The sequence below is a fragment of the Austwickia sp. genome (genome assembly GCA_016699675.1).
In the GTDB taxonomy this organism is placed as follows: Bacteria; Actinomycetota; Actinomycetes; order Actinomycetales; family Dermatophilaceae; genus Austwickia.
The window spans coordinates 1,573,702-1,588,300 of the sequence record CP064985.1 but is presented as its reverse complement, the minus strand read 5'-3'; the positions used below and the strand labels follow the sequence as shown (position 1 = coordinate 1,588,300).

Annotated in this window: 11 protein-coding genes and 2 pseudogenes; 4 read left to right on the top strand and 9 right to left on the bottom strand. The window is 66.5% G+C overall.

Annotation, left to right across the window (positions count from 1 at the left end):
- Positions 1 to 91: 91 nt before the first annotated feature.
- Together IPK37_07265 and IPK37_07260 are read right to left on the bottom strand one after the other, a co-directional pair.
- On the bottom strand, positions 92 to 982 hold the full coding sequence (locus IPK37_07265) for a rhomboid family intramembrane serine protease (protein ID QQS02136.1): 891 nt from the start codon (positions 980 to 982) through the stop codon (positions 92 to 94).
- Between the two features lie 103 nt (positions 983 to 1,085).
- Entirely contained in the window at positions 1,086 to 1,604 is a 519-nt protein-coding gene (locus tag IPK37_07260; protein QQS02135.1) for a peptidylprolyl isomerase, read from the bottom strand.
- Between the two features lie 720 nt (positions 1,605 to 2,324).
- Here IPK37_07260 and IPK37_07255 point away from each other — a divergent pair.
- Positions 2,325 to 3,305 carry an HAD hydrolase-like protein gene (locus IPK37_07255; protein ID QQS02134.1) on the top strand — a complete coding sequence of 327 codons (981 nt, stop codon included), beginning with the start codon at positions 2,325 to 2,327 and terminating at the stop codon, positions 3,303 to 3,305.
- A gap of 241 nt (positions 3,306 to 3,546) precedes the next feature.
- On the opposite strand, the gene IPK37_07250 is transcribed toward IPK37_07255, so the two are convergent.
- Both IPK37_07250 and IPK37_07245 read right to left on the bottom strand, forming a co-directional pair.
- The gene (locus tag IPK37_07250; GenBank protein QQS02133.1) at positions 3,547 to 3,861 is read right to left on the bottom strand and encodes a hypothetical protein; all 315 of its coding nucleotides are present in this window, start codon (positions 3,859 to 3,861) and stop codon (positions 3,547 to 3,549) included.
- Positions 3,858 to 4,211: a winged helix-turn-helix transcriptional regulator gene (locus IPK37_07245; protein QQS02132.1), complete on the bottom strand. Its 354-nt coding sequence runs from the start codon at positions 4,209 to 4,211 to the stop codon at positions 3,858 to 3,860. Before IPK37_07245 ends, IPK37_07250 begins: the two co-directional genes overlap by 4 nt.
- Before the next feature lie 168 nt (positions 4,212 to 4,379).
- On the opposite strand from IPK37_07245, the gene IPK37_07240 reads away from it, so the two are divergent.
- Complete coding sequence (locus IPK37_07240; protein ID QQS02732.1) at positions 4,380 to 4,697, top strand: VOC family protein; 318 nt, start codon at positions 4,380 to 4,382, stop codon at positions 4,695 to 4,697.
- A 964-nt stretch (positions 4,698 to 5,661) separates the two neighbouring features.
- Here IPK37_07240 and IPK37_07235 read toward each other — a convergent pair.
- The 3 genes from IPK37_07235 to IPK37_07225 form a co-directional block, all read right to left on the bottom strand.
- Positions 5,662 to 7,560 carry a DUF262 domain-containing protein gene (locus IPK37_07235; protein ID QQS02131.1) on the bottom strand — a complete coding sequence of 633 codons (1,899 nt, stop codon included), beginning with the start codon at positions 7,558 to 7,560 and terminating at the stop codon, positions 5,662 to 5,664.
- Positions 7,561 to 7,578: 18 nt separating this feature from the next.
- Positions 7,579 to 8,469: a restriction endonuclease gene (locus IPK37_07230; GenBank protein ID QQS02731.1), complete on the bottom strand. Its 891-nt coding sequence runs from the start codon at positions 8,467 to 8,469 to the stop codon at positions 7,579 to 7,581.
- Positions 8,470 to 8,534: 65 nt separating this feature from the next.
- Positions 8,535 to 10,016: an Eco57I restriction-modification methylase domain-containing protein gene (locus tag IPK37_07225; protein QQS02130.1), complete on the bottom strand. Its 1,482-nt coding sequence runs from the start codon at positions 10,014 to 10,016 to the stop codon at positions 8,535 to 8,537.
- Positions 10,017 to 10,228: 212 nt separating this feature from the next.
- Between IPK37_07225 and IPK37_07220 the strand changes: the two genes are divergently transcribed.
- Positions 10,229 to 10,834: a TetR/AcrR family transcriptional regulator gene (locus IPK37_07220; GenBank protein QQS02129.1), complete on the top strand. Its 606-nt coding sequence runs from the start codon at positions 10,229 to 10,231 to the stop codon at positions 10,832 to 10,834.
- 469 nt (positions 10,835 to 11,303) lie between these two features.
- A pseudogene (locus IPK37_07215) lies at positions 11,304 to 12,059 on the top strand (recombinase family protein).
- Positions 12,060 to 12,185: 126 nt separating this feature from the next.
- Here IPK37_07215 and IPK37_07210 read toward each other — a convergent pair.
- Both IPK37_07210 and IPK37_07205 read right to left on the bottom strand, forming a co-directional pair.
- Positions 12,186 to 12,968 (bottom strand): ATP-binding protein, encoded by a 783-nt coding sequence (locus IPK37_07210; GenBank protein QQS02128.1) that lies wholly within the window; start codon positions 12,966 to 12,968, stop codon positions 12,186 to 12,188.
- Positions 12,965 to 14,508, bottom strand: a pseudogene (locus tag IPK37_07205) (IS21 family transposase). Before IPK37_07205 ends, IPK37_07210 begins: the two are co-directional and overlap by 4 nt.
- Positions 14,509 to 14,599: the final 91 nt, after the last annotated feature.

Sequence of the window (14,599 nt, the reverse complement as noted above, 5' to 3'; positions counted from 1 at the left end):
ATTCATCCCCAACTGTGGAGAATCCTGTGGATAAGACGTCGACCAGGGTGAATGTTGGGACGGCTGTGGATAACTCAGGACGACCGACTCACTAGCCGCCGAAGCCGCCCCACCAGGTGGGCACCAGTGCGTACCGGCCGACCACCGCCACGACGACCAGCAGGAGGCCCACGGCGCCGACGGCACCCGCCCACGCCGGGCGGGTGCTGCGCCGGCCGACCGTCAGCGCAGCGCTGGCCGCCAGCCCGGCGAGCGCCCCGCCCAGGTGTCCCTGCCACGACACCTGGGGGATGATCAGCGAGAAGGCCACGTTGAGCGCCAGCAGGGTCGCGATGCCCCGCACGTTGCCGCGGTGCCGGGCCTCGAGCACGAGCAGGGCGCACATCAGGCCGTACGCGATGGTCGAGCTGCCCACCACCGGGGTGAACCAGTCGTCGGGGCCGGCGAGCACCTGCTCCGGCGGGGAGCTCATCCACAGCACGGCCACCGACCCGCCGAGCGCGGAGAGCAGGCCGACCACGGCGTACCGCACGTGCCCCAGGGCGGACTCCAGCACCCGACCCAGGAGCACGATCATCAGGGCGTTGCCGATGAGGTGCAGGGGGAACGTCGGGTCGTGGACCAGCGCGCCGGTCACCAGGCGCCACGGCTCGGTCCACGCCAGCTCCGGGACCAGCGCCAGCCGGGTGGTCACACCGGGGACGGCCAGCTGCACGACGTACACCAGCGCGATCAGCGCCGTGAAGGCATAGGTGACGTACGGCGGGTCGGCGGCCGCCTGCGCGCGTCGCACCGCCGCGGGACGTTCCCGGCGCGCCTGCGAGGCGCAGTCCACGCAGTGCACGCCGACGGCTGCGGGCACCTGGCAGGCCGGGCAGGTGGGCCGTCCGCAGCGTTGGCACGAGACATAGGTGAGGACCTCCGGGTGCCGCGGGCAGGTCGGTCCCGCAGCGGGATTGGCCTGACCGTACGGCGTCGTCATGACACTCCTTGCGCTCGTGGGGCGCGTCCGGCGCGCGCGTCCCGGGGTGTGAACGCACCACGCCCCCCGGGCGTGCCGGGAGGCGTCGGGCGTCGTGGCGTGCTCACTCCGTGACGGTGACCTTGTCGATGGTCACGGGCTCGACCGGCTTGTCGCCGCCGCCGGTGCGCACGGCGGCGATCTTGTCCACCACGTCCCGGCTGGCCTGGTCGGCCACCTCGCCGAAGATCGTGTGCTTGCCCTGCAGCCAGGTGGTCGGTCCCACCGTGATGAAGAACTGGCTGCCGTTGGTGCCCTTGCCGCCGCGCTTGCCGGCGTTGGCCATGGCGAGCATGTAGGGCTTGGTGAAGTCCTTGTCGGGGCTGATCTCGTCGTCGAAGGCGTAGCCCGGGCCGCCGATGCCCTCGCCGAGGGGGCAGCCGCCCTGGATCATGAATCCGGGGATGATCCGGTGGAAGGTGAGGCCGTCGTAGAAGGGGGTCGGGTTGGTCCGCCCGGCGTCGTCCCGGTAGTCCTTGGCGCCCTTGGCCAGACCGACGAAGTTGTCGACCGTCTTCGGCGCGGCCTCGAGGAACAGGGTGATGGCGATGTCGCCGTGGGTGGTGTGCAGGGTCACGTTCATGCGGCCATCCTTCCACGCCCCCCGAGAGGCCCCCGAGCACGCCCGCCATGGGTGATTTGCGTCCCCTGTCGGACCCCGGGTTGGCAGAGGCGGCATGGGTAGCGGCAGGATGAGCACAGAAGAGAGCGCCAACCCCGCAATAACCCGAGGAGAAGCCGTGCTCGAGCGCAAGACGCAGAAGGTCACCGTTCCTACGGTCGAGACCAAGGAGGCGACGGTCCCCACGATCGCGGGCCTGAAGAGCGCCCTGTCCGATTCGGTCGCCGCGGCCTCGTCGCGCAGCGGCGCGAAGCTCGACAGCGCCAAGGCCGCGGCCGTGCCGGTGCTGGCGGCCGCGGGTGCCGCGGTCGCCCCGAAGCTGGGCGAGGCCCGCGACAAGGTCGAGCAGGACGTGCTTCCCCGCGTGGCGGACACCCGCGACCACCTGGCGGAGGCGAAGGACACCTTCGTCGAAGAGACACTGCCCAAGATCATCGAGGCGGTGACGACCGCCGTGGCCGCCAGCACCGTGGCCAAGTCCGGCGCGATCGCCAAGGCGCGGGACTCCGAGGCGGCGCACCGCGCGGTCGACGCCGCCGCCGTCCTCAAGGGCGACAAGGTCGCCAAGGAGAAGAAGTCGGGAGGCTTCCTGTCCGGCCTGCTCGGCACGCTCGGTCTGCTCGGCGTCGCCGGTGCCCTCGCGTGGTTCTTCAACAAGCGCTCGGTGGAGCAGGACGACCCGTGGGCCCGCCCGCTGGCCGACCCCTACGTGCCGCCGGCCACCGGCCGCGAGTCCACCTTCGGCACGGGCGCCGAGACCACCACGACGGCCCTGGGCGAGGACGGTCCCACGACGTTCGCTCCCGCCGCGGGCCAGGTCAGCGACGTGCCCGCGGAGAACACCGACCTGATCCCGCCGGCCGACCAGTCCGTGGCCGACCAGGAGATCCGCGTCGTGGACCCGATGGAGTTCGACAAGAAGGACGACGAGAACCACTGAACCGAGAAGGGCCTCTGAGCCCCATCAGCTCGGAATCGACGACCGGCGGCCCCGGTCCGGCACACCTGCCGGATCGGCCGTCGGTCGTTCTCTTCGATCTCGACGGCACCATCAGCGAGTCCGGCGCGATCATCGTGGCAACCCTGCGCGCCACCCTCGCCGAGGCCGGACTGCCCGTCCCCGACGACGCGACGGCACGGCGGGTGGTCGGGCCGCCGCTCGCGGAAACCCTCGGCACGGTCATCGGCCTACCGGTGGAGCGGATCCCGGCGCTCATCGTGCGGTATCGCGAGTTGCTGCGCCCGGCGCTCGCCCATACCCCGGCGTACGACGGGATGATCGACCTGGTCCGCGAGTTGTCGGCGGCTGGGGTGCCGCTGGCGGTGGCCACCTCGAAGGCGACGACCGCCGCGGTGCCGGTCATCGAGGCCTACGACCTGGCCGCGTGCTTCGCTGTGGTGTGCGGGTCGCCCCCGGACGAGTTCACCGGCACGAAGGCGGCCGTCGTGGGGGCCGCGCTGCGGGCGCTGGGGGAGGCCGGGTACGACGTGTCCCGGCCCGTCATGGTCGGCGATCGGCACCACGACGTCGAGGGTGCCGCAGCACACGCCGTACCGACGATTGCGGTGACCTGGGGATATGGCGATCCGAGGGAATGGCTGCGCGCCGCGGCGGTCGTCGAGTCCCCGGCGGCGCTGCGCGCGCTGCTCCTGGGTGGCTGAGGACGCGGTCGCGTCGGGAACCCCGCGGGAAAGCGACGATGCGGGCATTTCTCGAGAAAGCCGGGGTTCTGGCGTAACGCCGGGCTCGGTGGCGGCGATGTCCTCTGCGACGCGGCGGGCCGGGCGTCGGGGGAACGATCCGACTGATGCCGCAGTGTCATCCACAACGATGGATCGAGAGTGGAGCATCCGCACGACGGGGTTCGCCGAGGGGAGGCGGACCCCGTCGTCGCGTTCGGGCTCAGGCGGCGTGCTGACAGGTCGGGCAGCTGCAGTCGCTGCACGTGCAGTTCGCGCAGGAGTCGCTGCAGTTCGCGCACTGGCAGGTGTTGTGGTCGCACGTCGGGCAGGTGCAGTTCGCGCAGGTGCAGGTGGCGCAGAGGTCGCCGCAGTCGGGACACCGGCACTGGTCGCACTCGTCGACGTGGTCGCCGTGCACCTTGTGCGCGTGCCCGTCGTGCAGGTAGTCGACGTGGTCGTGGTGCACGACCGACTCGTGCCCGCAGTCGGGCCCGTGGGTGTGATCGGCGTGCGGCTCAGCCTGGGTGTGGCTCATGACGGATCCTTTCGAGGTTTGCTGTGCTCGGTTCTCGGAACGTGCGGGTCGTGTTCCGCCGCGTGGGCGATACCGTCGCGGACGATGTGGGCGACGTGCTCGTCCATCAGGGCGTACGTCGTGACGCGACCGGTCCGTACGCCGTCCACGAGGCACGACTCGCGCAGCACCCGCAGGTGCTGGGAGATCAGCGGTTGCGGCGCATCCAGCGCGGCGACGAGGTCGGAGACGGTGTGCGGCCGCTCGGCCAGCAACGCGATGATGCCGATCCGAAGGGGTGCTGACAGGCACTGGAACAGCCCGCTCGCGGCGAGCCAATCCGGGTGGATCCCGGGCGCTCCAGAACTCATGCATCAATTCTAATATGCGTCATGGCGCATACGTCAAGGGCGGCCGGTCTCGTCATCTATCCCTGTCGACGCGCGCTGGGGACGGTGTCACAGTGGGGCCCATGACGTCCCAGACGGCGAACTTCTGCATCGACGCTGCCGACCCGTACGCCCAAATGATCTGGTGGAATCAGGTCCTCGACGACTTCACCGCCGACCCCGACTGCGCGGCAGGCGACCGAGGAGACGGCCTTAAAGGGTCCGGCCGGCCGCTGGCTGTTGTTCCTCAAGGTGCCCGAGCCCAAGACCGTGAAGAACCGGATGCACATGTGCCTGCGTCCGAAGGACCGTACGCGGGACGAGGAGGTCGATCGCCTCCTCGAGCTGGGCGCCACGATGGTAGACGACCGCCGGACGCCGGAGTCCGGCTGGGCGGTCCTCGCCGACCCGGAGGGCAACGAGTTCTGCGTGCTCACCACGCCCGCCGACGAGGCTACGGAAAGCTAACCCGCGGAGCTCGCGGACTCGATCCCCACTGCTCGCTTCGCTGCGCGACGGGCCGACGTGCCCAGCCAAGGGGCTCGAGTCGCAGCACCCACATTGAGGTGGGACGTACCCGCAGGCGGCTTGACTCAACGCCTCACCTGCGTGTGCAGCAGTCTCATGGGCTCATAGCCGACACTCACTGACGTGATGCTCGACTGGACAACGGATTGGCCCGTGTCGCACGTGGTGCTCTGCAAGGTCCGGGTCGGACCGTAGTCCGTTGCCAGGTCAGGGTTGACGTTGACGGCGGCACCGGCTGCACGCACTGGGATGTCCGGAAGCACTTACGCGGCGTGCGCGGTGATGGAGGCGCTGAACGCCGGGAAAGCTGCGGTGGCCACTGCGGCGGCCCTAAGAAGGGGGGACATGCACGTACTCCTCGTGTCCGGACGGGGGCTTCGCGAAAACGCTATTGACGCTCGCCCGTCCGGCACATCGGGGCTACCCATACACCGCAGCGTCCCGCCTGGCACACTCGGCGTGACATCACCCGGCAGAAGAGCTGAGGGACTCGATCCCCTCCTGCTCGCTTCGCTCGCAGCGGGAGCCCAGCTGAAGGGTTCGAGTCACCCATCCGAAACCTGAGCTGGGGGCCGCCCTTCGGGCGACCCCCAGCTCAGCTGTGGGCGCAATGGAGCACTACGGGAACAGGCGACCACGGGTTGAGCGGCTAGTTTCCGCGTGGAATCTAGGCATTTGCGAGGATCCCGCCCCTGTCGGAGAGTCGGACGACCCGCTGATTGGCGCGGCGGCGGAACCAAGTAGACGACCTCGAACACGCCTCACGGACAGCGAAGTGGACGCTATGCGAACAGCCCGAGCGAGCGGCGTCAGCGTGAACGCGCTGGCGAGGCAGTTCGGCATCCACCGTGGCACGGTGTGGGCCAGGATTCGTGAGCATTAGCCGGTCGAGCGGGATGACTTCTCACAAGGCGTCGGAGCCGAGGTCCTCGATTTCAGTGGGATCCTCATCGAAGTCCCCATCGGCTTCCGGAGGTTCTGTGATGATTACAGGCTTTCCAATTGCCTTCTCGATCAGAGCCACAAGCTCATTACGGCGCTTTCGGAACGCCGACTCGAAGTCGTCGGTGCGCAGCAGAGCCGGGTCTACGAGGTGACTCCGCAGTCTGCTATTGACTTCCTCGGGCTCAGCACCGTCGCCTTCGATACGCGCGAGGTACTCGCTCGGTGCGACGCCTCCGATAATCCGATTGGTCCGGGCCGTAAGTGGGGTCTTGTTGATGATCGAGTCGTAGACCTGCTTCGAGATGCCCGTCTTCTTGCACCAGTCCTGCGGGAAGATGTGGTGGATGTCCACGTTCTCATCAAAGAAAATCGTGTGGCTGAATGTCTGTCCCGAACGAAAGTCCTCTGCCCCGCGGTTCATGAGCAGTGCGTTCACTCCCTTATAGGCGGCAGAGAGTCTCATGCGCATCGTATCCAGACGATCAGCTCGCACCGTTGCGTCGCGCACTGTCGAGGGCTCGGAGCCACCGCGCACCCAGTCCACAACCTCGATGAAGTCCTTCGCGATTCGCGTCTCAGTGGACGAGCCGTATAGCTCACCGAAAACGCCATTCCAATACCACCGACGAATCTTCTCGATAGCTGCCGGTGAGTCAGCATCGCGACCAAGTTCGGCGAGAATCGCAGCAAGTGGGACAACTTGGCTCTGGTAGGGCAAGTCCTTCACGCGGTAGATGTCGAGCTGGATCAGGAACTTGGCGGCTGAGAGGAAGCCCTCTTCGACGCGGTGCTGGTACTGCTTGTACGCGTCCAACGGGAGATTGAGCAGGACCTGCCTGGTCGCGGAGACTTGAGGTAGCTCTCTGCCCACCTTGCCCTCCGCCTTCGCGGATTCACGCAAGTCTCGTGTGTGAAACAACGAGATCGCTTGTAGGAAGTCGGTGTTCCCGACCCCGGAGAGCACGCCTTCTGCCGCTGATGGCAGCTGCATTGCTGCGCGCAGTCTGCCATGCCGCCCTTCGCCCTCTTCTGTGCCAAACCAGTCCTTTCGCAATTCGTAGCCATCGGCTGCATACATAGCGGTGATGAGTTCGAAGGCGTCGAGCGCCTTACCGCCAGTATTCACCTTCTCGAAAACGACACAGACCGCTTCTTTGCTTGTGGACGCTGAAAGTTCAATCTGCGGCACGAGGTACGCCGTGAAGTTCTTGATTACCCGTTCATGGAACTCGTTCAGTCGCTGGAACCGAGTTTGGAAGTCCGCAGTCCCGCTGTATTGCATTACGAACGCCGTTTGCCAGTCGGCGTAGTCGAGGACCGAGGTCAGTGGGAACATCATGTTCTCGAACTCCAACTCGCGCGTGGAGAGATCGAGTTCGACTACCCGCCCGAATTCTGACGTCACCCGTCGGCTCTCGGGAAGGATGACAACGGCCTCATCACGATCCCCGGCCTCGTCCAGGCATTTCTCAATGTCGAGATAGAACCACCTTCTTACCCGCTGGCGCCTCGGAGTCAAGGTCGCCACGACCTGCTTGCGCACCAGTACTTGGTACAGGGATGTGAGACGTTGCTGGCCGTCAAGCAAGAGGGAGTCGGGAGTCTCATCAGCCGCAGCCGCGGGTGCTCCCTCCAACGGCCGTGGCTTGAAGTCCACTGCACCGCCTGTACGCAGGGTCATGACGGCACCAACTGGGAACCCTCGAGAAATGGAAGCAATCAGGCCCCGGATACGCTCTTCATCCCACACCCAGCTGCGCTGAAAGTCAGGCAGCTGGAGTCGCCCCTCTCTCGCATTCTCAAGGAGGGTCTGTAGTCGGACAGAGCTGGCGGTGAAGCTGGTATCGGGGTTTGTCACTGTTTCCTCGTTCGATGCTCAGGCGTATGGCCCGAGGAAGCGTTCGCCGTTGTAGTGGATCATGTGGGTCGGGTGGTCGGCGCACCAGACTTCGGACTCCCAGGCGATCTTGTCGACGTACTTGCGGAACTCCGCCCGGTCAGGGAAGCACGACACGTAGACGAGACCTGCCGTTGACTCGGCGAACAGGTCGGTGAGTTCGGCTTGTCGCTTGGAGTCCACCGGGCCGTGGGAGCTTGCTGCTTCCAAGAGCACCAACCAGTTGCGGTCTGGAAGGTAGATGACGAGGTCCGGCATCTTGCCATGCTCATTGACCTTCACGTTGAGCGCCGCCAGGGCTTCGCGTTCGAAGAGCGCCCACTTGTCGCCGGCGTCGCCGATGTAGAGCACCTGCCCACCTGGGGTGAAGCGGGGGCAGAAGTCTTCGACCATTGACTTGAGAAGCACGTTTTGGCCGCCGGGGGTCAGGGTGAAGGTCGACCCGTCGGGAAGGGTCAACGGGATGCGATCCATCTCGCGCGCAGCCGCGTAGCGGGCCTTGAGCCCTGGCAGCTCCGCGAGGTACTGGTCGACGGCCAACTGCCAGTAGTCGGTGCCGTATGCACGCAGGACTTCCAACGCCTCAGCGGTGACCTGGTAGTTCCACTTTGGGGAGTTGACTGGGCGTTGCGGCTCATCGGAGTTCTGCACTACGAGCTGTGCCTCCACGAACTGATGGAGCGTGAACCGACGGACCGTCTCGCGAGTGTTCGGTGCGTAGTCTTTGCCGTACTCGTCACGGATGAAGTCCATGATCGCCCGCGTGCCGAGCATCGGGTTCGCGGCCTCGGCCCAAGACTCGGATGGCGCGAGGCGCAGAAGCGCCAGGAGCACAAGCGCCGATCGTTCGTTACTGCGCTCCGCGTCCATGCCGAGCGTTTCGAGGACTACCCGCGCATCTTCCACTCGCTCATAGGCGGTCTCGCTCAACTCGCTCACGCGGCGATCAACTCCATGACCAAGAAGTCCACTTCGACCTGGGACGCGGCACCGTTGCGGCCCAGGTCGCGCAGTGCGGCTGCTGTGGGGAACCGCAAGGTTCGTAGGTCGGTGGCGTTGACCTGGGTGTGACCGGAGAAAGTTCGGAAGAACTTGTCGATGACGGAGGAGTTGAGCCACATGGCGATGCCCTTGGCGAGGTCCTTGTCCAAGCCGTGGCCTCCGACATGGAAAACGTTGAGGTGGTTCTCGAACGCCACCTCGCCGGGGTTATCCACGGGAGACCAGACCGAAGCAACGATCCGACGGCGCTCTTCCTTCGCGCTGAAACGCTTGACGACCGCGTACCAGCCCTCTGGCAGGAGCATTCCGCGGTCCTTGTCATCACTGGGTCGGAACCACTGGGGCTTACGAATCTCTCGTGGCCAGAGCACGCTGCCGTCCCGGAGATTGCCGGGATAGACCAATGGCACGGCGTCCGGCTGTTCGACGGCGCTCAGAGCATGACGCGACCGGAAGTCCACCACCCGACCAGTGGAGACTTGAACACCAAGATCGGTCAGCGAGCACGGCTGGGAGAGCACCACGTCGGCGACAGCCGTGTCGTCGGCATTGGTCGCCAGCCGGATGAATCGGTGGGGGTCGTTGGGGAAGACGACCTCTTCGTAGGCAACGGCACGGGACGAGATGTCATCGGTATGGCTGCGGCTGACCGAAATTTCGACGACCCCAGGCGTCGCACCTCGTGTTCCGGCGAAGACCACGTTTTCCTGGAGGACCCCGGTATCTGCGAAGACTGTCGAGCGGGAATCGAAGACGTGCACTCGGTCGAGCGCGATTGAGTCGAGCAAGTGGGCACGGAATGCGCCGAAGTATGGGCCGTTGAAGAAGGAGCGGGGGGTGATCGCGACGACCTGCCCGCCTGCCCTGAGTGCCGCGACGGACAGAGAAAGGAACGCCGCATACAGGTTGGGCGCATCGACTCCGGCAGCACGCATGGCCGTGCGATGTGCGCTGGACACCGCCAGCTTCCCGTATGGAGGGTTCTCGATCACGAGATCGAACTGGCCATCAAGGCTGAGTGACGCACCCAAGCCGACGGAGTCGAGAATGAAGTCCGCTTCGACAGCCTCGGCGTGGACTCGGCCACCGCCAGCGTGCTCGCACGCAGAGAGCGTGGCCCGAAGACTCGGCAACACAGCGGGGTCGCGCTCAACCGCAACGATCTCAATCGACAGGCCCGGTCGCTCCGATAGCGCGCGGCTGACGAGTGCTGCGGCAAGCACGCCTGAGCCCGCGCCAGGGTCAAGCACACGCAGAGTTCCCGCCTCGGGTAAGCGGGGCATCGAAGCGATGAGCTGAGCCGCAGCTGCAGGCGTGAAGAACTGACCAAGCTCGCTCTGCGTGCGCGCATCGAGCCCACCGAGGGCGGCAACTCGCTCGACCTCGGCGACATCCAGGAGGTCCGCCATCAGCACCATCCCATCGTATCTGGGCCCACTGACACGCCGCCGGGAACACGCAGACCGCGAGCAGAGTACCGCTCCTCCCCGGTCGTCACGCTCGTCAGTTTCGCTTGTTGCTACTGACCTCGTTCGAGTGATCACGCGTCTTGCAGATCAAGGTCCGTACTAGTCTGTACGAAATTGCTGATGCGACTGGCGGGGCCGTCGAGTGAGGAGTGGCTGGGATGATGGAGAGGCGGCGTGGGCCGGGTCGTCCGGCGTATGACTCGAAGCAGAAGCTTGTCGCTGCTGCATGCTCTCTGCTCGCAGAGCGGGGGTTCGAGGCGACGAGTCCGCAGATGTTCCAGCAGCGCTCCGGGGTCGGCCACGGGAGCATGTATCACCACTTCCCTGGCAAGGGGAAGGAAGGGCTCGCACTGGACGCGATTAGTCACATGCGGGCCAGCACTCTCGCGTTCCTCGACGGCAGCCCCACACCCAACGGCTCCGAGGTTGAAGAAGTACGGGCCAGCATCGTGGCGGCCCTGGATCGGCTGTTCGCTCGCCTGGAGGGCCAGGCTCTGGCCAGGCTCCTCGCCGACGCGGTCGCTGGAGCGATCCCGTCACTGGCCACCGCGACCCAGGATTGGTGCGATGACATCCGTGCTGTCATCGTCCTGCGACTGCGCGCCGACGAGCCGGGCACGGACCTTGACATCGCGGACGCGGCAGCACGGTTCCTGGCGCCAGAGTTCGACGCTCTCGCGGAGGAACTGTTCACGGCGGCTCTCGGGCGCGGCCTGCTACACCTGCCGAAGTTCGCTCTGCCCGAGGTCGCCGAAGAGCGGTAGTCTGGCCTCAATCACAATTCCATACGGACTAGTCCGGTCCTTGATCTGCAAGAAGCGTGTCATCTCGAACAGGGTCTGTCTGGCGGGCAGTAATTCGGTTCGGTCGTCCGCGTTTTGGGAGGTGCTGCGCACCTACCTGCCATGAGGACAGACGATCGGCATCTGCGGCTGAGGTCGACGCGACGAGACACGCCTGACCTGGGCAAGCTCATCGAGTGGGTGCTCGGGATCGCGGAGGCACGGCATCGCGCCTGGGTCAACGGCGAGCCAGACCCCTACGGCCTGGGCCTGCCGGACGGCATCGGACCTGAAGCATCGGGACGCCTTGGCGGTTCCGGGAAAATTCCGGGACCGTCAGCCCCCGAAGGCGACCGCTCCGCACGGCATCACGGTGGTGGACATCCTCCACCACCGTCGCCCGGTACGACCCCAACCTGTTGACGATCCTTTCGAGGCGAAGGAGGCCACCATGAGCACCACAGTCACCACCGACACCGCCGTCGAGGCCGATGTCCCGGTGCTGCTTGCGGTGTCCTACCTCCGTGTCTCGACGCGGGAGCAGGCCGAACGCGGTGGAACTGAGGAAGGTTTCTCGATCCCCGCGCAACGTGAGGCCAACGCGAGGAAGGCCGTCGAGCTGGAAGCGCGGGTCGTACGCGAGTTCGTGGACGCGGGCGAGTCGGCCAGGTCGGCAGACCGTTCAGGGCTGCAAGACATGCTTGCGTTCATCGCGGCAACAAGGGTGGAGTTCTGCATCGTGCACAAGCTCGACCGGCTCGCCCGCAACCGCGCTGATGACGTGAGGATTCACGAAGCCCTTCTCGCCGCAGGCGTCACCTTGGTATCGGCGACGGAGTCGATCGACCAAACCCCATCGGGGATGCTGGTCCACGGAATCATGTCGTCCATCGCGGAGTTCTACAGCCGCAACCTCGCCACCGAAGTCACCAAAGGCCTCACCCAGAAGCTCGCGCAGGGCGGAACCCCGATGCGCGCCCCGGTCGGCTACCTCAACGTCCGTCGCACCGACGAGCACGGCCGCGAGGTTCGAACGGTCGAGGTCGATCCCGAGCGCGCACCGTTGATCCGGTGGGCGTTCGAGACCTACGCCTGGGGCGAGACCTCGGTCACCGGGCTGTTGCGTGAACTCACCGCCCGGGGATTGACGACGGTGCCGTCGCCGAAACGGCCATCGAAGCCGCTGGGGAAGAACACCCTCTACAAGTGTCAAGGGACAGTCGGAACTGCCCAGTGGCGGACATGAAAGCTGCCCGCTGACGGTCACGAGATCTGCCCGGTGGTGGCCACGGGATCTACCCAAGGGGGTTGTGGCCACCACCGACCAGGGTGGTCAGTTCAACGGGCTCACCCCTTGACCGGCGAGTGCTTGGGTGAGCCGGACGCTGTCGCCGCTGGTCTGGCAGACGTGGGCGTGGTGGAGCAGTCGGTCCACCGTGGCGGTGGCCAGCGTCTTGGGCATCAGCTCGTCGAACCCAGAGGGGTGGAGGTTCGAGCTGATCGCGACTGACCGCTTCTCATAGGCGGCGTCGACGAGTCTGTAGAGCCCCTCGGCGGCGTCCGCGGCGACCGGCAGCAGGCCGATGTCATCGACGATGACCAGGTCGGCGCGCAGGACCCGGGCGATGGCCTTGGTGACAGTGTCGTCCGCACGGTGCCTTCGGAGTAGGACGCCGAGGTCTTCCAGGGTGAACCAGGCGACCTTCAACCCGGCCTCGACGGCTTGCTGGCCAAGGGCCTCCAGCAGGAACGTCTTCCCGGTGCCCGACGGGCCGCAGACCACGAGGTTCTCGCGGCGGTGGACCCATTCCAGGGTGCGGAGCGCCTGCTGGGTCGGGACTGGGATCGAGGATGCCTCGGGCTGCCACGCGTCGAAGGTCTTCCCGGTGGGGAAGCCCGCCGACGCTCGCCGGGTGACAAGTGCGGAACGCTCCCGGCCGGCGACCTCCTCGGCGAACAGCGCCTTCAACACCTCGGCGGGCTCCCAGCGTTGGGCTTTCGCGGTTGCGACGACCTCGGGTGCGTGACGACGGATGTGCGGCAGCCGCAACCGGCGCAACAGCTCCTCCAGTTCGGCTGGCAGCGGCGGTGCTGACGCCGTGCTTCTCGTCGTCATCGGGCCACCTCGTTCCCGTCGCGGCCGTCGTGCTGGCCGACCTGTTCACCGAGCCGTGCCCATGCGCTGGTGCCCTGGGTCAGCGAGGAGTCCTCGCTGGCCCGGTGCTCACCGGCTTTCGGTGCTCGGGCGTGGTGGTCCAGGATCGAGGACAGGTCTGCTTCGGCGAACCGGCCGTGCACGGCGGCGTGGCCCAGTGCCCAGTCGACCTCGACGGGGTCGAACAGCTTGGCCAAGCTGAGGGCTTCGGCCATCTTGACGCGCATCCGTGGTGTGCCTGCGGCGGCGGCCTCGATCAGCCACAACCTCGCGCCCTCGCCCAGGTCGAGGAAGTCGGACTCGGCCGGGTTCTTCGCACGGGGCTGGCGGTCCAGTGGCCCGGACGGCTGGGCTGGGAAGTGCTCGTCATCGATCTTCGGGGTGCCGGGTGTGGCCCGGCGGTGGCGGGCGACTTCGAGGGGACCGTCCTGGCCGACGTGGACGATGACGACCCACTCGTCCTCGCCGACACCATGGGCACGGACCCACACCGTCGCACCCAGCAGGGCATGCGGGACCGAGTACTGGCCGGACTCGAACATCACCATCGGTGTGTTGCCCGGCACCACCCGCGTGGTGCCGAACGCGACCGTGTGGGGGTCATCGGGACCGGGTGCAGCCGGACCCGTTCCTCGGCGAGCATCTCGATCGGTGGCCGACGAGTGACCCGGTGCGCTCGGGTGTTGACCTTCTCGCAGAACTCCACGCACGCCGCCCTAGCTCGGCGAACGAGGCGTACCCCTCGCGCAGGTTGGTGTCCTTGGGGACCAGGTCGGCCTTGCTGATCTTCACCGACGACTCGGTGCCGCCCTTGGACGCCGGATCGGCCGGGACGCAGGTGTGCACGACCATCGAGTAGTGCTCGGCGAACGCCACCAGCTGCGGATTCCGCACCGGAATTCCGGCGATGTGCTCGACCGTGACGGTCTTCTCGTTGTCGGTCAACACATAGGTCGGCACCCCACCCAGCCGCCGGAACGTCACGTCCAGGGCAGCGAACACCGAGGGCATCGTCTTGTCGCGGATCGGCAACACGACCCGGAACCGCGACCAAGCCAGCCAGGCGACGAACAGCACGGTCTTGACGCCGTCGACGACGGGGCCATCGCCGTAGTCGTACTGCAACCACATCCCCGGCTCAGTCACCCAGGGACGGTGCACCCGCACGTGTCCGGCCCGGTAGGACTTCTTGACCTTCGCGACCGCACGGCGGGTGGTGCGCTCCGACCCTCCGTAGCCCAGGGCGAGCAGCTTCTCGTGCGCCACATCGGCACGGACCTTCCCGACCGACCGCTCGACCCACTCCTCGACCTTGGGCAGATACTCATCGATCAACATCGGCCGCACCGCCGCCGCCGGCAACTCCCCGCCGCCAGCACGGCGATCCACGTACCGCTTCCACCGTGTGGTGGGAGCAGCCAGCCAGCTCGCCGGCATCGCGCAACGAACCTGTTAGGTCGTAGGCATCCAACATTTCCATGATCTCCTCGGCAGACTTCAACTCATCCCTTCCTCGGGAGCGATAGGGCGCATCAGCACCGCTCATCGCACCCGAGGAAGGGGCCTCAACCGCGCAGGTCGGCGAGGCAGAC

Excerpts from the sequence above, each read along its gene's own strand:
- IPK37_07250 (QQS02133.1), bottom strand. The coding sequence starts at position 3,861 with ATGAGCCACACCCAGGCTGAGCCGCACGCCGATCACACCCACGGGCCC.
- IPK37_07230 (QQS02731.1), bottom strand. The coding sequence starts at position 8,469 with ATGGACGCGGAGCGCAGTAACGAACGATCGGCGCTTGTGCTCCTGGCG.
- IPK37_07220 (QQS02129.1), top strand. The coding sequence starts at position 10,229 with ATGATGGAGAGGCGGCGTGGGCCGGGTCGTCCGGCGTATGACTCGAAG.
- IPK37_07210 (QQS02128.1), bottom strand. The coding sequence starts at position 12,968 with ATGACGACGAGAAGCACGGCGTCAGCACCGCCGCTGCCAGCCGAACTG.
- IPK37_07265 (QQS02136.1), bottom strand. The coding sequence starts at position 982 with ATGACGACGCCGTACGGTCAGGCCAATCCCGCTGCGGGACCGACCTGC.
- IPK37_07260 (QQS02135.1), bottom strand. The coding sequence starts at position 1,604 with ATGAACGTGACCCTGCACACCACCCACGGCGACATCGCCATCACCCTG.
- IPK37_07245 (QQS02132.1), bottom strand. The coding sequence starts at position 4,211 with ATGAGTTCTGGAGCGCCCGGGATCCACCCGGATTGGCTCGCCGCGAGC.